Origin of the sequence: Pseudomonas canadensis, from assembly GCF_030980095.1 — a bacterium.
Taxonomy (GTDB): Bacteria; Pseudomonadota; Gammaproteobacteria; order Pseudomonadales; family Pseudomonadaceae; genus Aquipseudomonas; species Aquipseudomonas canadensis.
In genome coordinates this window covers 3848474-3868735 of sequence record NZ_CP133298.1, presented here as the reverse complement: position 1 = coordinate 3868735, position 20262 = coordinate 3848474, and the positions used below count along the sequence as shown (strand labels likewise).

24 protein-coding genes and 1 pseudogene are annotated in these 20262 nt (G+C 62.9%); 21 read left to right on the top strand and 4 right to left on the bottom strand.

Features of this window, described 5'->3' with window-relative positions; translation table 11 throughout:
- Positions 1 to 15: 15 nt before the first annotated feature.
- A complete protein-coding gene (locus RB216_RS17900) occupies positions 16 to 1077 on the bottom strand; it encodes an FUSC family protein (RefSeq protein WP_028616844.1) in 1062 nt (353 codons plus the stop codon).
- A 23-nt stretch (positions 1078 to 1100) separates the two neighbouring features.
- Positions 1101 to 2716, bottom strand: a pseudogene (locus tag RB216_RS17895) (NADP-dependent glyceraldehyde-3-phosphate dehydrogenase).
- Positions 2717 to 2854: 138 nt separating this feature from the next.
- Here RB216_RS17895 and RB216_RS17890 point away from each other — a divergent pair.
- Entirely contained in the window at positions 2855 to 3718 is an 864-nt protein-coding gene (locus RB216_RS17890; RefSeq protein ID WP_308907674.1) for a Dyp-type peroxidase, read from the top strand.
- A gap of 87 nt (positions 3719 to 3805) precedes the next feature.
- Here the strand turns inward: RB216_RS17890 and RB216_RS17885 are convergent, their stop codons facing one another.
- Positions 3806 to 4267: a winged helix-turn-helix domain-containing protein gene (locus RB216_RS17885; RefSeq protein ID WP_372514812.1), complete on the bottom strand. Its 462-nt coding sequence runs from the start codon at positions 4265 to 4267 to the stop codon at positions 3806 to 3808.
- A gap of 601 nt (positions 4268 to 4868) precedes the next feature.
- Here RB216_RS17885 and RB216_RS17880 point away from each other — a divergent pair.
- The 7 genes from RB216_RS17880 to RB216_RS17850 all read left to right on the top strand — a co-directional run bounded on the left by RB216_RS17880 (position 4869) and on the right by RB216_RS17850 (position 10522).
- Positions 4869 to 5030: a hypothetical protein gene (locus tag RB216_RS17880; protein WP_016969018.1), complete on the top strand. Its 162-nt coding sequence runs from the start codon at positions 4869 to 4871 to the stop codon at positions 5028 to 5030.
- An 85-nt stretch (positions 5031 to 5115) separates the two neighbouring features.
- Complete coding sequence (locus tag RB216_RS17875; RefSeq protein WP_028616840.1) at positions 5116 to 6003, top strand: SctD/MshK family protein; 888 nt, start codon at positions 5116 to 5118, stop codon at positions 6001 to 6003.
- A gap of 26 nt (positions 6004 to 6029) precedes the next feature.
- Positions 6030 to 6386 (top strand): hypothetical protein, encoded by a 357-nt coding sequence (locus tag RB216_RS17870; protein WP_308907673.1) that lies wholly within the window; start codon positions 6030 to 6032, stop codon positions 6384 to 6386.
- Entirely contained in the window at positions 6386 to 6721 is a 336-nt protein-coding gene (locus RB216_RS17865) for a tetratricopeptide repeat protein (protein ID WP_028616838.1), read from the top strand. Before RB216_RS17870 ends, RB216_RS17865 begins: the two co-directional genes overlap by 1 nt.
- Entirely contained in the window at positions 6718 to 8850 is a 2133-nt protein-coding gene (gene sctV / locus RB216_RS17860; RefSeq protein ID WP_028616837.1) for a type III secretion system export apparatus subunit SctV, read from the top strand. The genes RB216_RS17865 and sctV overlap by 4 nt, the downstream gene beginning before the upstream one ends.
- On the top strand, positions 8847 to 10127 hold the full coding sequence (locus RB216_RS17855; protein ID WP_068931656.1) for a type II and III secretion system protein family protein: 1281 nt from the start codon (positions 8847 to 8849) through the stop codon (positions 10125 to 10127). The genes sctV and RB216_RS17855 overlap by 4 nt, the downstream gene beginning before the upstream one ends.
- Before the next feature lie 14 nt (positions 10128 to 10141).
- On the top strand, positions 10142 to 10522 hold the full coding sequence (locus RB216_RS17850; protein ID WP_236318413.1) for a hypothetical protein: 381 nt from the start codon (positions 10142 to 10144) through the stop codon (positions 10520 to 10522).
- Positions 10523 to 10593: 71 nt separating this feature from the next.
- Here the strand turns inward: RB216_RS17850 and RB216_RS17845 are convergent, their stop codons facing one another.
- A complete protein-coding gene (locus RB216_RS17845; RefSeq protein WP_122683877.1) occupies positions 10594 to 11358 on the bottom strand; it encodes a tetratricopeptide repeat protein in 765 nt (254 codons plus the stop codon).
- A gap of 48 nt (positions 11359 to 11406) precedes the next feature.
- On the opposite strand from RB216_RS17845, the gene RB216_RS17840 reads away from it, so the two are divergent.
- From RB216_RS17840 to RB216_RS17780, 13 genes are read left to right on the top strand one after another with little or no spacing between them, the layout of a single operon-like run.
- Positions 11407 to 11970 (top strand): hypothetical protein, encoded by a 564-nt coding sequence (locus tag RB216_RS17840; protein WP_028616833.1) that lies wholly within the window; start codon positions 11407 to 11409, stop codon positions 11968 to 11970.
- Positions 11971 to 11982: 12 nt separating this feature from the next.
- Entirely contained in the window at positions 11983 to 12216 is a 234-nt protein-coding gene (locus tag RB216_RS17835; RefSeq protein WP_028616832.1) for a hypothetical protein, read from the top strand.
- A gap of 9 nt (positions 12217 to 12225) precedes the next feature.
- A complete protein-coding gene (locus tag RB216_RS17830) occupies positions 12226 to 12660 on the top strand; it encodes a hypothetical protein (RefSeq protein ID WP_236318414.1) in 435 nt (144 codons plus the stop codon).
- A gap of 4 nt (positions 12661 to 12664) precedes the next feature.
- Positions 12665 to 13447, top strand: coding sequence for a type III secretion system inner membrane ring lipoprotein SctJ (sctJ, locus tag RB216_RS17825; protein ID WP_028616831.1), 783 nt, complete (start codon positions 12665 to 12667; stop codon positions 13445 to 13447).
- A complete protein-coding gene (locus tag RB216_RS17820; RefSeq protein WP_068931654.1) occupies positions 13444 to 14058 on the top strand; it encodes a type III secretion protein in 615 nt (204 codons plus the stop codon). Before sctJ ends, RB216_RS17820 begins: the two co-directional genes overlap by 4 nt.
- Entirely contained in the window at positions 14055 to 14639 is a 585-nt protein-coding gene (locus RB216_RS17815) for a FliH/SctL family protein (protein ID WP_028616829.1), read from the top strand. The genes RB216_RS17820 and RB216_RS17815 overlap by 4 nt, the downstream gene beginning before the upstream one ends.
- The gene (locus RB216_RS17810) at positions 14636 to 15958 is read left to right on the top strand and encodes a FliI/YscN family ATPase (RefSeq protein WP_122555270.1); all 1323 of its coding nucleotides are present in this window, start codon (positions 14636 to 14638) and stop codon (positions 15956 to 15958) included. Before RB216_RS17815 ends, RB216_RS17810 begins: the two co-directional genes overlap by 4 nt.
- Before the next feature lie 16 nt (positions 15959 to 15974).
- On the top strand, positions 15975 to 16421 hold the full coding sequence (locus RB216_RS17805) for a hypothetical protein (protein WP_016978393.1): 447 nt from the start codon (positions 15975 to 15977) through the stop codon (positions 16419 to 16421).
- Positions 16418 to 17419 (top strand): type III secretion system cytoplasmic ring protein SctQ, encoded by a 1002-nt coding sequence (gene sctQ / locus RB216_RS17800; protein WP_308907672.1) that lies wholly within the window; start codon positions 16418 to 16420, stop codon positions 17417 to 17419. Before RB216_RS17805 ends, sctQ begins: the two co-directional genes overlap by 4 nt.
- Positions 17416 to 18069 carry a type III secretion system export apparatus subunit SctR gene (gene sctR, locus RB216_RS17795; protein WP_016978391.1) on the top strand — a complete coding sequence of 218 codons (654 nt, stop codon included), beginning with the start codon at positions 17416 to 17418 and terminating at the stop codon, positions 18067 to 18069. The genes sctQ and sctR overlap by 4 nt, the downstream gene beginning before the upstream one ends.
- 10 nt (positions 18070 to 18079) lie before the next feature.
- Positions 18080 to 18349 (top strand): EscS/YscS/HrcS family type III secretion system export apparatus protein, encoded by a 270-nt coding sequence (locus RB216_RS17790; protein ID WP_016978390.1) that lies wholly within the window; start codon positions 18080 to 18082, stop codon positions 18347 to 18349.
- A 6-nt stretch (positions 18350 to 18355) separates the two neighbouring features.
- A complete protein-coding gene (gene sctT, locus RB216_RS17785; RefSeq protein WP_016978389.1) occupies positions 18356 to 19168 on the top strand; it encodes a type III secretion system export apparatus subunit SctT in 813 nt (270 codons plus the stop codon).
- 3 nt (positions 19169 to 19171) lie between these two features.
- Entirely contained in the window at positions 19172 to 20218 is a 1047-nt protein-coding gene (locus RB216_RS17780) for an EscU/YscU/HrcU family type III secretion system export apparatus switch protein (RefSeq protein ID WP_308907671.1), read from the top strand.
- Positions 20219 to 20262: the final 44 nt, after the last annotated feature.

The window sequence follows — 20262 nt, the reverse complement described above, 5'->3', positions numbered from 1 at the left end:
GTTGAGTGAGGAGGCTTAGATCTTCCAGCGACCTGCACTATTGGCCAGTCTTTGACGCATCGCATCCACATTCGCCGCCAGCTGTACGGTCAACAACCGATAGCCATCCAAAGCACTGTAGATCGGCGCTTTCATTGCAGGCTCACTGCCAATTGCGTGTCCGCTGCGCTCCAATCGCTCCGTCACCCCCGACTTCAACGCCCGCGCCATCCCCACCAACTGCACCCGAATCTGCCGATGCTCGGCTTTCAACATCACCTGCATGCGTGCCATCGCCTGCTCATCACGCGGATCCGGTCGGGTATTGCCGAGAATCTCCAAGGTACTGATGCACAGGCGCAGGTGCCGTTGGATTGCGTCCAGCTCCGTCATGGAAATCCGCACTTCCTTTGACACGGACGGCATCAACGAACGCAGTTGCACCATCGACGCATTCAAGCGATTGAGCAGCTTGAGATGCTCGTCATCGGTGACCGACTGGCCATTGATGATCCGGCTATAAATAGCGGCGCAGTCGCGCAATGCACTGGCCAGGTTGTAACGCCACGAATACACGGCGTACAGCGGCAGGGCGAAGGAAAAGGCCAGCGCCAACACGATACCGATAAGGATATCCACGGTGCGCCACAATCCGTCCGATACCGGATTGTCACCATGCCCAGCGACGATAAACACCGTGATCGCCGACAGTAGCGCGATATAGCCGCCCTTGCCGATGGCGTGATAGGAAAAGAACCCGCACACCACCGACATCAGCAGATAGGTCAGCAACGGCTGGCCCAGCCATGCCTGTTGCAGCACCAGCAGCAAACCGACGCTGGCGCCGATCAAGGTGCCGTAGGCACGCTCCACGGCTTTCTTGCCGATATTGCCGTGGTGCTGCAAACCGCCGATCACGATCAGCATCGTCACCGACGCCCACTCACCGTGAGGCAGGTTGATGCCGGTGGTCAGCAGGATCGTCGCCAGCAAGCCGATGGACACGCGCACGGCGTGGATCAGCTTGGCATGGCGATAGCGGCGGTACGGGTCGAGCAGGGGGCGCAACAGGCGCCGGGCAAACACAGGCAGATGCAGGTTAATCAACGACGAATCGTCCTCTAGAAAATGTAATCGGTGGTCAGGAAGCTTGAATCACGGTTGCGCAGTATGTCGCTGACCAGCGCCTTGTTGCTCTCCTGGAACTTGGTCGCCACCAGCGTGCGGATCGAAAACACGCGCAATGCGTCATGCACCGACAGCGTGCCCTCGGCCGAGTTCTTGCGCCCGTTGAACGGGAACGTGTCCGGGCCGCGCTGGCACTGGGCGTTGATATTGATCCGGCCGACCTGATTGGCGAAGGTGTCCACCAGGCGCCCGACTTGCACGGCGTTGGTGCCGAAAATGCTCAACTGTTGGCCGAAATCGGAATCGAGCACGTAGTCGATCACGGTCTCCAGGTCGCGGTAAGGCACGATCGGCACCACCGGGCCGAACTGCTCCTCGTGGTACACACGCATCTGCGGGTTCACCGGGTACAGCACCGCCGGGTAGAAGAACGATCCACGGCTTTCAGCGCCATGCTCATTCACTACCTTGGCACCGTGCTGCGCGGCATCCGCCACCAGGCCGTTGAGGTAATCCACCTTGCCCGCTTCGGGCAATGGCGTCAGCGCCACGCCTCTTCCCACGGCATGCCGGGTTTGAGCGTGGCCAGCTTCTGGTTGAATTTCTCGATGAAGCGGTCGACCACGCCTTCGTGCACGAAGAGGATTTTCAACGCGGTGCAGCGCTGGCCATTGAACGACAAGGAACCGGTGACCGCTTCGCTGACGGCATTATCCAGGTCGACTTCGGGCAGCACGATGCCAGGATTTTTCGCGTCGAGGCCCAGCGCGGCACGTAGGCGATGCGGCTTGGGATGCAGTTTCTTCAAGTCACTGGCGGCTTTATTGGTGCCGATAAACGCAAAGATATCGATCTTGCCGCTGGCCATCAGCGCGCTGACGGTTTCGCGGCCGCTGCCGTAGATCACATTGATCACCCCGGCCGGGAAGCTGTCGCGGAACGCTTCCAGCAAAGGGCGGATCAGCAGTACGCCTAGCTTGGCCGGCTTGAACACCACGGTGTTGCCCATGATCAACGCCGGGATCAGCGTGGTGAAGGTTTCGTTCAGCGGGTAGTTATAGGGGCCCATGCACAACGCTACGCCCAGTGGCACGCGACGGATCTGGCCGAGCGTGTCCTGTTCCAGCTCGAAGCGGCTGGAGCGGCGGTCGAGTTCCTTGAGGGCATTGATGGTGTCGGTGATGTAGTCGCAGGTGCGGTCGAATTCTTTCTGCGAGTCCTTGAGGTTCTTGCCGATTTCCCACATCAGCAGCTTGACCACCGCGTCGCGCTGTTCACGCATGCGCCGCAGAAAGGCTTCGACGTGCTGGATACGTTCGGCCACGCGCATCGTCGGCCATTCACCCTGACCACGGTCATAGGCACGCACGGCGGCATCCAGAGCGGTGAGGGCGGTGTCGGCGTCCAGCAGCGGTGTGCTGCCGATATGCACACGTTCGTCGCCAAACTGCACCGGGCTTTGCACCTTGGCCAACGGGCCGTTCCACACCTGCAACTGGCCGTCGACCAGGTAATCACGCTGTTCAATGGGCGCCCCTAGCTGGAATTGCTCGGGAATCTCGGTGGCGGAGGTGGGAAACAGCTGGGTGAGCAGGTTACTGGTGGTCATGTCGCTACCCCTGGAATAGTTGCAAAACATGACTAGAGAGTCACCCAACAACAGGCTCTATGGCAAGGCTTGCGCGCTTTCTTGTACGCAGCGCTGTGGCTGAAGGTTAAACTGCGCGGCTTTTCAGAAGGAGTTCACATGAGTCAGTACCAGCCGGGCATTCTTGCCGCACCGGTGCCATTGCAGGCACGCCATCTGTTTTTTGCCGTGGATTCGCTGGCCGCCGTGCCCGCTGCGTTGGATGCGCTGGTGCAGTTGACCGATTCGGCGGCGGTGGTCGGTTTTGGCGAGCCGCTGGTAACTGCATTGGGCGCCCGGATTGAAGGCCTGCGCACATTCCCCACGGTCAGCGGGCCGGGCGCGCACAACCCGACAACCCAACAGGCGTTGTGGGTGTGGCTGCACGGCGTGGATCGCGGTGAATTGCTGTTGCGCAGCCGCGCCTTCGAAAAGGCCCTGGCCCCGGCGTTTCGCCTGGTGCAGATGACCGAAGGCTTCCGCTACAAGACCGGCTTCGACCTCACTGACTACGAAGACGGCACCGAAAACCCCCACGATGAGGCGGCGGTTGAAGCGGCCCTGACCGACAGCGGCGCCAGCTTTGCCGCGATCCAGCAATGGCAGCACGACCTCGATGGCTTCGCGGCCTTGCCTGCGCAAGAACGCGACCACATCATCGGCCGCCGCCATGGCGACAACGAAGAACTCGACGACGCCCCCGAGTCCGCTCACACCAAGCGTACCGCCCAGGAAAGCTTCACCCCGGAAGCCTTCGTGGTGCGCCGGTCCATGCCTTGGGCCGAGAACGGCCAGGCCGGGTTGATGTTCCTTGCGTTCGGCCACTCCTTCGATGCATTCGAAGCGCAACTGCGCCGCATGAGTGGGCTGGAAGATGGGATTGTCGATGGCCTGTACCGCATCAGCACACCGTTGACCGGTGGTTACTACTGGTGCCCGCCGATCAAGGATGGGTACCTGGACCTGAGTTCGATCACGCCGTAAATCGAAACTGTAGAAGCCGGCTTGTTGTGGCGAGGGAGCCGACTTCTACAGGGTGGTGGGTTTTTTAGATTACGCGGCAGGCGGCCATCACCTGTTTTGCATACCCATCTGCGCAAACAGCGGCATCATCCCGGCACCACTGCAGTGGCGACACCCATACACACCTAGCACCACCGGTTCTTTCACAGCCGGTTTCTGTGCCCGCTCGACCCAGGTCGGTGCGACAAAGCGATAACCCAGTCCCGGCACCGTGGCGATGTACAACGCATCGTCTTCACCCAGGGTACGGCGCAGGGTTTTGATCTGCGTGCGCAGGTTGCATTCCTCCACCACCAGTTTCGGCCAGGCGATGTCGAGCAGTTCGGTTTTTTTCATTAATTCGCCGGGTCGCGAGGCGAGGGCAATCAGCAGTGTCAGGGCGCGGCTGCCCAGGTTCACCGGTCGTCCGTGCTTGAGCAGTTGATGGCGCTTGGGGAGCAGTCGATAAGGGCCGAAGTGAATCTCAGCGCAACCGTCGTTTTCGAGGAGCGTTGTGGGTAAATAATTCATGTCGGTCATAGATCACCTGGAAGTTTTATATATAGCCAGCCTGTGAACAAGTCCTTTGGTTATTAGTGCAGTTGCACTAACAGGCACGGCGGAAAGTTAGTCACCCAGCAATAAGGCTGCTGGGGAAGGGCTATCAAACGCGATGATTAAGTCGCTGTTGTTACAAATTGAAATATCTGGGAAGTTGGGCAAAAGGCTATTAGCGAGAAATGTGAAGTGGTCGCGAAAATAAATGCCAAGCCTTGCTGCGCAGGGCATCTACATCGCGGTTTATTGTTCCAGTCCGATCTCCTTCCAGTTGCCAAGTCCACGTAAATCGGGGGCTGCAGCGTGTCTTGGATTTTTTCTTAAAGTTCCGTGGCTCAAAATGGATGAGTTTTTCTCAATGCCAGGTTGAGCCAAACCTTTCACACCGTCTCTGCTGAACGTTTCACAAGCTTTCACAGCGAAGGCGTTTTGATCGTGAGTAGTATGGAACCCATGCAAACCGACGGCAGTTCGAAGGCTCACTGTCTGACGTTTTGGGCATTCACCGGTTTGCATACTTTCAGCTTGCTGTTGCGCAACTGAATAACTTCCCTATCGATGCAAGGAGATGAACATGGCTGATGTCCCACCAGTAAAAGCAGGCGGCGCCGACGACGCTATCGCGAAGATGGAAGCGACCTTCAACATGGCTATCGAGAAGTCGGCCAAGATCACCGAGATCAGCACCGCGAAAAAAGCGGAACTCGACGCCACCAAACAGCGTCCGCAGAACTGATTCGCCAAACGGGCGGCGCCGGCGCTGCCCGTTTACCCTCTGATGCTTGACCCCGTTGCACATGCTCAAGGGGGCAAACCCAACCATGACAGCCTTGATTTCCTTGGGTCCGGTCGCCGCTACTGGCGCACCGACCTTGACCGTGACCGGTGGTTTGCACCAGGGCAGTTCCCTGGTGCTCGACCAGCCGGTCTACACCCTCGGCGCCGACCTGGCGGCCGATCTGGTCCTCAGCGATCCCGGCATTGCCGGTCTGCACCTGCGCCTGCGGTTTGAAGGCGACCAGGTAGCGGTCGAAGCGCTGGGCGGTGACGTGCTGCTCGCCGGCAATGTGCGCATTCCCCACGGCAGCGGCCATCGCGCGCGACTGCCGCTGCAACTGCGGATCGGCACGGCGGCTGTGAGCCTGGCAGGGCCTGGCGGTGCTGCAAAACCATCGGACGCCCCACGCAAAATTACCCCCTGGATTGCCGCGACCGTCCTGCTGTTTATCTGTGCAGGCGCGCTGGCGTTTCGTAGCGAAGCACCACTGTTGCCCGCAACGGTCGAGGCCGACGAGGTAGCGCCGCTGAAAATGCCGTCCCGCGAGCAAGCCAGGGCCTGGCTGGAACAGCAGCTACAAGCCGCCCACTTGGACACCGTGAAGGTCAGTGACAGCAACGACCAGCTCAGTGCCACCGGCACCTTTGAACAGTCGCAAAAGCCGCAGTGGCTGGCATTGCAGCAGGCTTTCGATCAGCGCTACGGCCAGCAGATCGTGCTCAGCCCGCGTGTGACAGCCCGCGCCGATGCCGCCGCGCCGCGTGTGCGCTTCCAGGCCGTGTGGTTCGGCACCCACCCCTACGTGATCAACGACAGCGGCAAGCGTCTGTACCCCGGCGCAGCCCTGGCGGACAACTGGGTACTGGAACGCATCGAAAACAACCAAGTGATCCTCGCCCGTGGCGAGGAGCGCTTCACCTTCACGCTGTGACCATGCTTTTAAGCTAAGGCTCTGGGATGAAAGTCGAACCCCGCCCGTTGATTCCCAGTGATGTGCGCAGTGCGCCGGTCGAAGCGGTTCGCCCGGCCAACTCGCGCCAGGCCACCGCCTTCGAAGCGGTGCTCAAGACCCGCAAGACCCAGACCCGCCGCTCCCTGCGCAGTGACCTCGAAGCGCTCACTGCCGCCGCCGGCGTCGACTCGTTGCTGTTCGGCGGCGCTCGCTCCCTGGAGCTGCTGGAGCATGTGATGGAACACATCCTGCCCGGCCTGGACGCCGAGCCACACATCAAGGAACTGGCCGTCGAGCTGATCGGCGAAGAGATCGAGATGCGCCGCAACCTCGAACAGCAACGCTCGGAGGTCCATACCTGATGGCCCGCGATAACGAAGACGCCGTGCAACTGCTCAAAGGCATTGGTGAACTGTACCGGCGCAATGGCCAGTCCCAGCGCGCCCTGGTGATGCTGCTGATTGCCGTCAGCGTCGCGCCCCACGACGGTGTGTTGCTGCGCTCGCTGGTGCTGGCCTTCACCGACAGCGGTGACGCCGCCCGTGCCCTGAGTGCCCTGGACCGCCTGGTGGCGCTGGAAGGCGAATCTGCCAGCCTGTTGCTGCTGCGCGCCCGCGCCTTGTGGTACGGCGAGCGCAAGGACGAAGCGCGTCAATGCTTCAAACGCTACCTGGCTGCACGCAGGGGCGGCGCATGAGTGCACTCAACCGCCTGAACAACCTGGCGCGTCTCGCTGCGCAGCGCACCGACGTGATCATCGTCGCGTTCATGCTGATGGCGATCGTGATGATGATCATCCCGCTGCCCACCTACCTGGTGGATGCGCTGATCGGCCTCAATATCGCCCTGAGCATCCTGATCCTGATCGTGGCGTTCTACATCGGCCACTCGGTGGAGTTCTCCGCGCTGCCGCCGCTGATCCTGCTCAGCACATTGTTTCGGTTGTCACTGTCGATCACCACCACGCGTTTGATCCTGCTGCACGGTGACGCCGGCCATATCGTCAAGGCCTTCGGTGACTTCGTGATCGCCGGGCAAGTGGTGGTGGGCATGGTGGTGTTCCTGATCATCACCGTGGCGCAGTTCGTAGTGATCACCAAGGGCGCCGAGCGCGTGGCGGAAGTGGCCGCGCGCTTCACCCTGGACGCGATGCCCGGCAAGCAGATGAGCATCGACAACGACCTGCGCAACGGCGACATCGATCAAGCCGAAGCCCGCCGCCGCCGTTCGCGCCTGGAGCGTGAAAGCCAGATGTTCGGCGCGATGGATGGCGCCATGAAGTTCGTCAAAGGCGATGCCATCGCCGGCCTGGTGATCCTCGCGGTCAACCTGCTCGGCGGCATGCTGATCGGCATGATCGAACGTGACATGCCCTTTGGCGTGGCGGTGCACACCTACTCGTTGCTGACCGTGGGTGACGGCCTGATCGCGCAGATTCCGGCGCTGCTGATTTCCGTGGCAGCGGGCACCGTGGTCACCCGCGTCAACAGTGATGGTGAAGCGGGTGACCTGGGCAGCGAGATCATCAAGCAACTGGGCGCCAGTTACCGGGCGCTGGGCTTGACCGCGTTGATCATGATTGGCGTGAGCTTGCTGCCGGGGTTTCCGACCTGGGTCTTTCTCGGTCTGTCCCTGGTGTTTGGCGGTGCTGCGTTCATGATGTATCGCCGTCATCACCGGCAGCCTGAAGATCAAGTGCTCGTCGAGACGCCGGAACCGGTGGCCGAAGTGCAGGCCGAGCTGGATGACAACCTGCTGCCCGATACCCGTGTGCTGCTGACCATTGGCAGCGGCGTGTCCCAGAGCGCGCCGCGCCAACTGTTACGCCAGCGCGTCGAAGCGCTGTGCCACGATTTGCGTACCGAGCTTGGCGTGGACGTGCCGGTGCCGGGTATCTACATGGAGGCCAAGGCCACGCCGGGCAGTTTCCGCGTGTCGTTGGAAGGCGTGCCGGTGAACGAAGGCGAGTTGCCGATCAACTGCCTGTTGGTGCAGGACGACCCGGTGCATGTGCAGTTGCTGGACATCGCCAGCGTGCAAGCCGACTCGCCACTCAATGGCCGCAACGCCCACTGGATCGAACGCCAGCACGAAGACACGCTGCGCAACGCCGGCATCGGTTTCCTGATGCCCGACGAGGTGCTGCGCGGCGTGCTGGAACGCAGCCTGCGTCGCTATGCCGCCGACTTCCTCGGCATTCAGGAAACCCGCCTGCTGCTGGAGCGCACCGAGGCTACCTACGGTGAACTGGTCAAGGAAGCCTTGCGCCTGGTGCCGTTGCAGCGCGTGGCCGAAACCCTGCGCCTGTTGGTCGGCGAGGGCGTGTCGATTCGCAACCAGCGTGCCTTGCTCGAAGCCATGGTGGAGTGGGGCGCCCGCGAAACCGACGCCGGGCGCCTGGCCGAACACTTGCGTGCCGCGCTGGCGCGGCAGATCAGCCATCAATACGCCGACCGCAACCGGGTGATCGGCGCGCTGGTGTTGGCGCCGGGCCTGGAAGATCAACTGCGTGCCTCATTGCGTCGCCAGGAGCCGCAGCGCGAACTGATCCCCGAAGAAGTCAGCCGTGCCTTGCTCGCCCAACTGCGCGTGGCCTGTGACAACACTCGCGAAGTCAACAGTGCGGTGTTGCTGGTGCACCCGGAACTGCGCCGCAGCCTGCGCCGCCTGGTGCTGCGCGGTGAGCTGGAGCTGGCGGTGCTGTCGTTCCGCGAGTTGGCCACCGAGTACAACCTGCAAGCGCTGGTGACCATCAGCCTCACCGAAATCTCCAACCGCCGCGCGCCTGCCGCGGCTTCCGTCACTTCCCTGGCGTCTGCCTCATGATGCGTTTTTGTGTGCTGTTGCTGAGTGTTTTGTCGTGCGTGAGCCAGGCTCAGGAAATCGCGGCGGGTGCCGGGGGCTCGATTGCCCTGGCCTCCGGTGAAGGGCGCATCCTGCATTTTGTCGCGCCGGTGGATTCGGTGCTGGTGGCCGAGCCGAATGTGGCCGACCTGCAAGTGGTGTCGCCGGGCACGATCTATATCTTCGGCAAGGCACCGGGCAACACCAGCCTGATCGCCCTGGGCAGCGACGGCAAACAACTGGCGAGCCTGACCCTGGCCGTGAGCAGTGGCAGCCAGGCGGTGACCACCCCGATGCAGGCACTGCACCCCGGCAACGGCGCACAGATCAGCGGCGCCGGTAACCGCCTGGTCGCTAAAGGCACCCTGGGTTCGGTGGCGGAAGCGACCGACCTGAATGCCTTGCTCAACCCTCAGGGGCAAGGCTTTCAGAGTGCGATCAACACCACCGAATACGCAGGCTCCGCCCAAGTGAACCTGCGCGTGCGTTTTGCCGAGGTGTCCCGCTCCGAGCTGCTGCACTACGGCGTGAACTGGAACGCCATGTTCAACAACGGCACGTTTTCCTTTGGACTGATCACCGGCGGACCATTGGCCGCCGCCACGGCGGGTGGCTTGGCAGCAGCGGGTGCCGGTTCAGGCAATGTGAATATCGACGGCATGCTCGATGCGTTGCAGGCCAACGGCGTGCTGCAGATTCTGGCTGAACCGAACATCACCGCCATGACCGGCCAGACCGCCAGCTTCCTTGCGGGTGGCGAAGTGGCGATCCCGGTGCCGGTCAACCGTGACCTGGTGGGGATCGAATACAAGTCGTTCGGTGTGTCGCTGTTGTTCAACCCGACCCTGCTGCCCAACGGCCGCATCGCCTTGCAAGTGCGTCCGGAAGTCAGCAGCGTGGTCAGCGGCGGCACCGTGGATTTCGGCAATTTCCATGTGCCGTCCTTCAGCGTGCGCCGCGCCGATACACGGGTGGAAGTCGGCAGCGGGCAGACCTTCGCCATCGCCGGGCTGTTCCAGCGTGAAAGCAGCCAGGACATCGAGAAACTGCCACTGCTGGGCGACCTGCCGATCCTCGGCAACCTGTTCCGCTCCAAGCGCTTCCAGCGCAATGAAACCGAACTGGTGATTCTCATCACGCCGTACCTGGTGGAACCGGTACGCGGTCGCACCCTCGCCACGCCCCTCGACGCGCAACCGGCTACCGCAGCGGCCACCGGACCGCGCAGCGGCGGGGCGTTCGGTTTCTACATGAATTGATCAGGGGGACTGCCATGACTGCTTTACGCGTATTGATGCTGTTGCCCCTGGCGCTGATGGGTTGCCAGACCCACCTGGCGCCGACGTACTACTCGTCCGAGTACCGTGCCGATGGCTTGCCGACCCAATGCCAGCAACCGCCGGCAACGGACACCATTGGACTGGGCGATGATTTCAAACCAACGCTGGCGTTGGGCTGCGCGAATAACCTGAACCTGATGCAAATGGTCGAGCGCAAGCAAGACCTGATCCAAGGCCGCACGACCGGCCCAGTGATGGCCGCGCCCGTGGGGCGCGCCGCCCAGGTCTACATCGAAGGTTTCGACCGCGAGCAGCTACAGCGACGCAAAGACCAACAAGAAGCCAAGGCCGAAGCGGCAGGGGGTAAGCAATGACCCGTGTTGAACAGGCATTCTGTGGTGAGCGGGCAAGCCCGCTCACCACAACAAACCCACCCATCACAGGCTCAACGCGGGTCAACCAGCCCCAATTCTCGAGCCTGTACCACCGGATCACTGATGGCTTTGATGCGCTTGGCTTCCGTCACCAGCCGTGCACGTTCGGCAGCCGGAATGTCATCCAGCGACAGTGTGGCCACCCGCTGCTCATACCCGGCCAACACCATCACCAACAACTCATTACGTTGATGCCGGGGCAAGGCGCGTGGCGACTGCGCAACCGGTGCAATGGCATCCAACGCCTGTTGCGCCTGCCCACCCAGCGCGTAAGCCAGGGCCAGGTTGCAGCGGTTGTCGAGGTCGTCGGGCTTGAGGCTCAGGCTCTTGGCGAACGCGGTTTGCGCCGCCGCGGCCTGGCCATTGAGGATTTGCGCCACACCCAGACGGGTGTAGGCCACCGGCAAATGGCTGGTCTCGGCAGCCTGGCCCAGGGCAGTCACCGCCCGTTGCGTCTTGCCCAACTGCAACTGCGCGGTGCCCAGGCCGAGCAGGGCGTCGGCATTGCGCGCATCGAACCCCAAGGCTTGCTGGAAGGCACGCTCGGCGCCCAGCGCATCCTTGGCGTCGAGCCTGGCCTGGCCGAGCTTGAGCCACAACTCGATGCCGGCACCGGGTTGCTGCGCCGCACGCTCGTACAGCGCGGCCGCACTGGCGTAGTCGCCGCGCTTGCTCAGGTCATCGGCCAGTTGCAACGACTTGTCGGAATCGGTCGCGGGTTTGCTGGCGCAGGCGGCCAGCAACAGGGTACTGGCGAGCAGGAAATTCTTGGACATCGTCACAACTCGTCTGGCGAAGGCGGACGCCATGTAAGCATATTTTTGCTGGCTGTCCTATGCCTGTTCGGCAGCCGTTTTGCCACCGCCGCCGAAGAACCTGCGTGGTTCTCCCAGCCCTATGCCTACGTGCTGGTGGACCAGGATGTGCGCAGCGCCTTGGAAGAATTCGGCCACAACCTCGATGTGCCCCTGGTGCTCTCCGACAAGGTGCGTGGCAAAGCCCGTAGCACGATTCGCGGCGCCACCGCCGGTGAGTTCCTGCAGACGCTGTGCAGCACCAACGGCCTCACTTGGTACTTCGACGGCAACCTGCTGTACCTCAACGCCAGCGATGAAATCGCTACCCGGCTGTTCAAGGCCAGCGCCCTGGACCTCGACCAGCTGCAGGCCTACCTCAGCAACCTCGATGTGTTCGGTCAGCAACTGTCGATGCGCAACGGCCCCGAGGGCGATGAAGTGTTCGTGTCCGGACCACCGCCGTACCTGGCGTTGGTGCAGCAGCATGTGGATCACTTGCAACCCAATGTCGTGGCCGCCCCGGTGGCGCGCGAGCACGGGGTGCGGGTGTTCCGTGGCGCGCAAGTCAGTACCGAAACCCCAACCCAGTAAAGGAGCAGCACCATGTCCGTAACGGCCGTAGACAGCAATCTCGCCCCTGGTGGCGCCAGCCCTGAAGCCAAGTTCAATGCCGCGGTGGATAACGCCAAGGCCGCCGACAAACCCAACGAAGCCGATGACCCCGAGTTCACCGATGCGTTGATCACTCAGGCAGTCACCATCGGTGGTCAGTTCATCATCATGCCGAAGATGCAGGAACTGCTGAACGACGCCATGTCCGATGACGACGAAGAGTAGGAAGCCCCTATGACTATCAGTCTCGCCGCCGGCGCCTCGGCGCTGCCGCCGTCTGCCGGCGCGGGGCCCGCCGGGGCCTCGCAGAACCTGTTCGAGCACATGGCCAACACCGCCAAGGGCATGCCCGAAGGCGCCAGCCCGCACCAGATCGGCTCGGGCCTGATGGAGCGCATGAACAGTTTCATCGACCGCACGCGGGCGTTTTCCGAGCGTGCCGACGTGCTCACCAACAATCCGTCGGCGCCGCCAACGGCCTCGGCAGAAATCCGCACCGCCAGCGCGTCGCCTCAAGGTGAACCGGGGAAAAAGGTCGGCGAACAACAGGTCGACCAGATCGTCCACTCCCTGGGCAAGATGTTCGACTACTCCATCGAAACCCAGATGGTGGTGCGCGGTGCGACACAGATTTCCGGTTCCGCCAACACATTGCTCAAGGGCCAATAACGCCATGCCAAGCCCCAACCGCGTCTTGCGCCTGCTGCTGATCGGCCTGCTCGCCAGCCTGTTGCAAGCGTGCAACACCGACCTCTATACCAACCTCAGCGAGCGCGACGCCAACGCCATGGTCGCGGTGCTGCTGCGCGGTGGCATCCCGGCGGAACGCAAGGCCCAGGACAACGGCCAGCTCAAGGTGGTGGTCGATGAGTCGCGCTTTGCCGAAGCCATGACCCTGCTCGACAACGCCGGCCTGCCACAACAGAGCTTTTCCAACATGGGCGAGGTGTTCAAGGGCAATGGCCTGGTGTCGTCGCCGGTGCAGGAGCGGGCGCAGATGATCTATGCGCTGAGCGAAGAACTGTCGCACTCGGTTTCGCAGATCGACGGCATCGTCGCCGCTCGCGTGCACGTGGTGTTGCCGGACAACGACTTGCTCAAACGCGTGATTTCACCGTCTTCGGCGTCGGTGCTGGTGCGTTACGACCCAGGCACCGACATCAATACGCTGATTCCAAAGATCAAGACCCTGGTGGCCAACGGTATTTCCGGGCTGAGCTACGACGGCGTTTCGGTGACCGCGATCAAGGCCGCCGTGGCCATCAGCAACAACCCGGCACAGCCGCGCCTGGCCCGCTTCATGGGCCTGTGGCTGCTGGAAGACAACCTGCCCCAGGCGCGGCTGATGTTGGGTGCCTTGTTATTGATCGCCTTCGGCGCTGTCGGGGTGCTGGCCCGTCAGCAATGGGTGCGTCGCCAGTCCCAGGCGCTGTATGTGCTCAAGGAGGGTGAATGAGTCTGTTCGAGCGCTGGCAGGGGCTGATCGCCGAGCCGTTGCAGTTCATACGCGGGCCGAGCCTGGGCGCGTGTTTTGCCGATGAGTTGCCGGACGCCGTGCTGCGGGCGATGCACGGGCAGCCGCGTTTTCGCCAGCGCCTGGAACAGCTGCTGGTCCGCCATTATCAATTGGCGCCCATGGACCAACTGGTCACGCCGTTGGCGGCGGACCTGTCGGTATTGCTGCTGTCGCCCGCGCAGTTCGCCCGCTTGCCGAGGCTCTGCGGGGCGATCTGGCATGCTGCGACCCTGAGCCGGGAGATCCGCCGCGAGGTAGTCAATGAGCTGCGCGAGGGCCTGGGTGCTGAAGTCTTTGTCTCAGCCCTGGCCTTGCGCCAACTCGGCGGCGCAGCGGATTTACTGCGCGATCCGAGCGAATTGATCGAGGCCATCGACCGCGACGGCCAAGGCTGTGTCGCCGCCTGGTTGCACGCCCAGCATGCCGACTGGCAGGGCTGGTTGCGTTTGCGCTTTGCCTTCCCCCAGGGCCATAGCGCCCGAGTGCCGCGTGACCTGGAAATCGTCCAGGCCGCCGCCGCGTGCCTGCTGGCCGAGGAGATGATGCCATGAGCGAATTGCCGAGCCGTCCCACTGCACGCATCCTGCGCGCCGACGATGCCGCGTTATGGAGCGACGGGTTTGCCTTCCTGCAAGCGGCCAAGGAGCAGGCCGAACAGGTCAAGGCCGACAGCGAACAATGGCTGAGCAGCGCCCGCGCCGAAGGCTTCGAAAGTGCCCGCCAAGCCGGGGCTGAACAGGTTGCGCAATTGCTGCTGCACACCCAGTCCCAGGTGCAGCACTACTTGAGCAGCCTGGAAGCCTCCCTCGCCGACCTGGCGCTGGGCATCGTGCGTGAAGTGCTGGGCGAACTGGACAACGCCGACCGCTTGGTGCGCAGTACCCGCCAGGCCTTGAGCGCGTTCCGCCAGGACCAGGCGTTGACCTTGTGGGTGGCGCCAGTGGAGGTCGACGCGTTGCGCCAACGCCTCAAGCTGGAAGGGCTGGCCATTGCAGTGGATGCAGACGATCAGTTGCAGTCTGGCCAGGCGCGGCTGAACAGCCCGGCCGGTTCAGTTGAACTGGGCCTCGAGGCCCAGTTGCAAAACCTGCGGCGCAGCCTGTTGCCTTTCGCCGAAGAGGGCGTGGCATGAACCTGGAACAGCTGCTGCCTCGCCTCTGCGGGCGCCTGGCCCAGGCACGCTTGCGCCCTATGCACGGCACGGTGTTGAGCATTCGCGGTGTGTTGCTGCGGGCCAGCGTGGCCGGGGCGAGCATCGGTGAGCTGTGCCAACTGCGTGATCCGGGCAGCGCCCGCAGTCTGAGCGCCGAGGTGATCGGCTTTGACGGTGACGAGGCGATCCTGTCCCCCATCGGCTCCATGGAAGGGCTGTCCACCCGCACTCAAATCACCGCCACCGGCGAAACCCTGGGCGTGGCAGTGGGGGATGCTCAGCTAGGGAGGGTGATCAGCCCCATGGGCGATTTTCTCGACGGTGACGGCCTCCCGCCGACCGTGGCCCTGCAGCATTACCCGCTGCACGCTGAACCCCCGGCACCGTTTTCCCGGCAGTTGATCGTGCGCTCCATGGCGCTGGGCATTCGCTCCATCGACGGCCTGCTGACCCTGGCCCAGGGCCAACGCATGGGTATCTTTGGTGAGCCTGGCGTGGGCAAGTCGTCGTTGCTGGCCAGCATCATTCGCAACAGCGAAGCCGATGTGATCGTGATCGGCCTGATCGGTGAGCGGGGCAGGGAAGTGCGCGAACTGCTCGACGTGCAGCTCGACGCCCAGGCCCGGGCGCGCACCGTGGCGGTGGTTGCCACCTCGGACCGCCCGGCGGCCGAGCGGGTGCGCGCGGCGTTTGTTGCCACCACCCTGGCCGAATACCACCGCGACCAGGGCCGCAACGTGTTGCTGTTGATGGACAGCCTGACCCGCTTCGCCCGTGCCCAGCGCGAGATTGGCCTGGCGGTGGGCGAGCCGCCGACGCGGCGTGGTTATCCGCCGTCGTTTTTCTCGGCCTTGCCGCGCCTGCTGGAACGCGCCGGCCCAGGCCCAACCGGCAGCATCACCGCGTTGTACACCGTGCTCACCGAGGGGGATGCCGCCAGCGATCCGGTGGCCGAGGAAGCCCGTTCGATCCTCGACGGGCACATCGTCCTCAGCGCCGAATTGGCCCAGCGCAACTACTTCCCGGCGGTGGATGTGTTGCGCAGCCGCAGCCGTTTGATGGAGCAGGTCGCCGATGAAGAACACAAGCGCCTGGCGATGCGCATCCGCGAATTGATGGCGCGGTACGGCGAGATCGAAATGCTGATCCGCGTTGGCGAATACTCCCCCGGCAGCGACCCCCTGGCCGACGAAGCGATTAACCGCCACGCCGCCATCGAAGCCTTCCTGCGCCAGAACGCAGGCGAGCCGAGCAACCTGGAACAGACCCTGGCCCATATGCGCCGGGTGTTGGCATGAATAAGGAGCAAACCCAATGAAAACCGAGCAACTGCGCACGCTGCAAACCCTGCGGGTCTTGCGTGAACAACGCGCCGCCAGCCAACTGGCCGCTCAACAACAACGCTGCGAACAAACCCACGGCGTGCTCACCGACGCCAAGGAGCAATTGCGCCTGCACCGTGAGGCCATCGCCGAGGAAGCGCGGCAGGTGTATGCCTCGCTCACCGAAGGCCTGTCGGTGGCCAGTTGGCAGGCGGCCCAGGATCGGTTGCGCGGCCTTTCGGACGACCAGCAGCAACTGGAAAACGACGTGACCCACGTGTCCACCACGCTTGAAAGCCAGGAGCGTGAGCGCGATCTGTTCCGCCAGGAACGGCTGAGCCGCCAGCGTCAGTCCGACGCCTGGCAAAGCCTGCTCGAAGGCCGTGAGAGCGATGAGCGCCGTGTTGGCGAGCTGCGTGACGAAGGCGTCGGCACATGATCGCAGCTCTTGCCGACCCGTTGTCGCCCTGGCTGACCCATTTCGACCCAGCGTTGCTGGCCCTGCATAACGCGTTGCACCGCCGTTACCGTCCTTGGCAAGGCCGTTGCGCCGGGCAGGACCTGCGTGTGAGCTGGGCCGCCGAGCCTCAAGCCCTCACTGCACCGCGTGACGTGCTGTTGTCACTCGGCCGTGCACCCGTGCGCCTGCGGTTGTCCGCCGCAACGATGGAACAGTTGTTGCTGCCGCTGGCATTGTCATTCGATGTGCAGGCCTTGCCTGCACTGCCGCGTTCGCTGTTGCTGGAACTGGCGCTGCTCGACCTCATCGAGACCCTGGAACCGTTGCTCGGCCACCCGGTGCAGTTGCTCGACGCGGGCGAAGGCCAAGACCCGTTTGCCGTGCACGTAGCGCTGGAGCTGACTTTCGCCAACCAGCCGCCAATGAGCGCCCAACTGGACCTGAGCGAAAGCGCCGCCGTGCGGGTGGCGCAGCTGCTGGCGCAGTACGCCCAGCCCGAACCCGAGCCGTTGCTGGCCCTGCACCAGACCCTCGCGGTGGTGGCGGGGCGGCAGTGGCTGAGCCTCGGCGAACTGCGCAGCCTGCGCCCCGGCGATGTGCTGATGCTGGAACAAGGCCCTGGCCTGCTGCTCGACCTCGACGGCCGCCTGCAGGCGCGCTGCCAATACCAGGGTGAAGTCCTACGCCTGCAGGAAGCCTTGAGAGCCCCCTTTGTGGAACCGGAGAACCCCATGACTGATGTTGATGCCGCAGCGACACTGGATGACCTGCCGTTGAAACTGGTGTGCCAGGTCGGCACGCTGGAGCTGACCCTGGCGCAATTGCGCGAACTCGGCGCGGGCAGCCTGTTGCAGCTCAATACGCCGGGCGTCGACAGCGTCGACCTGATGGTCAACGGCCGCCGCGTCGGCCAGGGCCAACTGGTGAAAATTGGTGACGGCTTGGGCGTGCGTCTGCTGAGTTTCGCCACCCCATGACCGGTTATCAGCCGAACCTGATCGAGATCATCCTGGTCGTTGCGACGATCGGGCTGATCCCGTTGGCGGTGGTGACACTCACCGGTTTCATGAAGATCTCGGTGGTGCTGTTCCTGATCCGCAACGCCCTGGGCGTGCAACAGACCCCGCCGAACCTGGTGTTGTACGGCATTGCGCTGATTCTGTCGGTGTACGTGACCACGCCGTTGATTGGCGACATGTACCGGCAAGTGGAGGGGCGCGACCTCAACATCGAGCATGTGGAGCAACTCAAGGACCTGGGAGACGCCTTGCGTCCGCCGTTGCAGGCGCACCTGAAGCGCTTTGCGAATGAATCCGAGCGCGGCTTTTTCGTGCAGGCCACCGAGACTATCTGGTCGCCGCAAGCCCGTGCCGACCTGCGCGATGATGACCTGGTGGTGTTGATTCCGGCGTTCGTCAGTTCGGAACTGACCCGCGCCTTCGAGATCGGCTTTCTGTTGTACATCCCGTTCCTGGTGGTGGACTTGCTGGTGTCCAACGTGCTGATGGCCATGGGCATGTCGATGGTCTCACCGAACCTGATCTCCATTCCGCTGAAGATCTTTTTATTCGTGTCCCTGAGCGGCTGGTCGCGCTTGATGCACGGTTTGATTCTGAGTTATGGCTGAGGCACGACCCATGGGCCAGGACGTATTCCTGTCATTGATGAAACAGGCACTGATGACCGTGCTGATGCTCTCCGCGCCGGCGTTGGGGGTGGCGATTATCGTGGGCTTGAGCGTGGGCCTGTTTCAGGCGCTGACGCAGATCCAGGACCAGACCCTGCCGCAGGTGGTGAAGTTGGTGGCGGTGCTGCTGACCATCGTGTTTCTGGGCCCGATTCTCGCCGGGCAAGTGGCGGAACTCGGTGGCCAGGTGCTGGACAATTTCCCGATGTGGACGCGCTGACCGCCCATGGATGCCAGCCTGACCGCGCAGTTCCTGGAGGTCGCCTACCCGGTGATCAGTTCCGCCTCGCTCGCCGCCTGCCGCGCCATGGGCGTGGTGGTGATCACCCCGGCGTTCAACCGCCTCGGCCTCACCGGCATGATTCGCGGCTGTGTGGCCGTGGCCATTTCCATCCCGATGTTTTTCCCGGTGTTCGAAGCGCTGACCTCGATGCCCGAACACGGCAGCGTGTTTATCGCCGGGTTGCTGATCAAGGAATTCCTGATCGGCATTTTGATCGGCCTGCTGTTCGGCATTCCGTTCTGGGCCGCTGAAGTGGCGGGGGAATTGATCGACCTGCAGCGCGGCTCGACCATGGCGCAACTGGTGGACCCGTTGTCGTCCGGGGAGTCCAGCGTCATGGCGACGCTGCTCACCGTGATGCTGATCACGCTGTTTTTCATGTCCGGCGGGTTCATCCTGATGGTCGACGGGTATTACCACAGCTATCAACTCTGGCCGGTCACCTCGTTTACCCCGGTCTTCGCCAGCTCGGCTTTGCTGGCGGTGTTGTCGATTCTCGACCAGATCATGCGCGTCGGCGTGCTGATGGTCTCGCCGTTGTTGATCGCGCTGCTGGTGACGGACCTGATGCTCGCCTACCTGTCACGCATGGCGCCGAACCTGCACATCTTCGACTTGTCGTTGCCGGTGAAGAACCTGTTCTTCACGATCCTGATGGTGATCTACATCGGCTTCCTGATCCCCATGATGCTTGATCAACTGGCGGAGTTTCGCGGCACCGTCGAACTGCTCAAGACCCTGGCCGGCATGGAGTAGCCCATGGCCGATACCAGCGAAGAGAAATCCCAGCCGGCCACGGACAAGAAGCTCCAGGACGCGCGCAAGAAAGGCCAGGTCGCCAAGAGCCAGGACTTGGTGTCGGGCATGGTCATCCTGTTCTGCACGCTGTGCATCTCGATCCTCGCACCCCGCGCCAAGGCCCAGGTCACGGCGCTGATCGACCTCACCGCGCAGATCTACATCGAGCCGTTTGCCACGGTATGGCCACGGGTGCTCGACCATGCCGAGCAACTGGTGATCGGCATCACGTTGCCGGTGATGGCGGTGACCACCGGCGTGGTGATCCTGACCAACATCATCACGATGCGCGGTTTTGTGTTCTCCACCGACCCGATCAAGCCCGAGTTCAAGCGCATCAACCCGGCGGAGGGCATGAAGAAGATCTTCGCCCTGCGCAACCTGGTGGAGTTCATCAAGGGCCTGATCAAGGTGCAGGTGCTGGCGATCGCGTTCTACGTGGTCGGCAGGCATGCGTTGCAGGCCTTGATGGAGTCGTCGCGTTGCGGCGCCGAGTGCATGGAGTCGACGTTTTTCCTGGTACTCAAGCCGCTGGTATTCACCGTGCTCTGCGCGTTCATCCTGGTGGGTGGTGTGGACGTGATGATGCAGCGCTGGTTGTTCGGTCGCGACATGAAGATGACCCGCAGCGAAACCAAGCGCGAACGCAAGGACATCGACGGCGACCCGCTGATCAAGAGCGAACGCCGGCGCCAGCGCAATGAAATGCAGGCCTTGGCCACCAAGCTCGGCTTGAGCCGCGCGTCGATGATGATCGGCACCACCGATGGCTGGGTGATTGGCGTGCGTTACGTGCGCGGGGAAACGCCGGTGCCGGTGATTGTCTGCCGGGCCTCGCCGGAAGAGGCGTTGTTGATGTTGCAGGAGGCCTATGACCTGGGCATTCCCCACGCGCCGGACAAGGCACTGGCCGCGGAGATTGCCCGCAAAACCGTGCCCGGCGACCCGGTGCCGGATGCGTCGTTCCAGGCGATGGCGGATTGGTTGGTGGCCGCGCGGTTGATTTAGGCAGTGGCCGGGCTACGCTTGTTGAACGCTTTTGTTACAGAGGA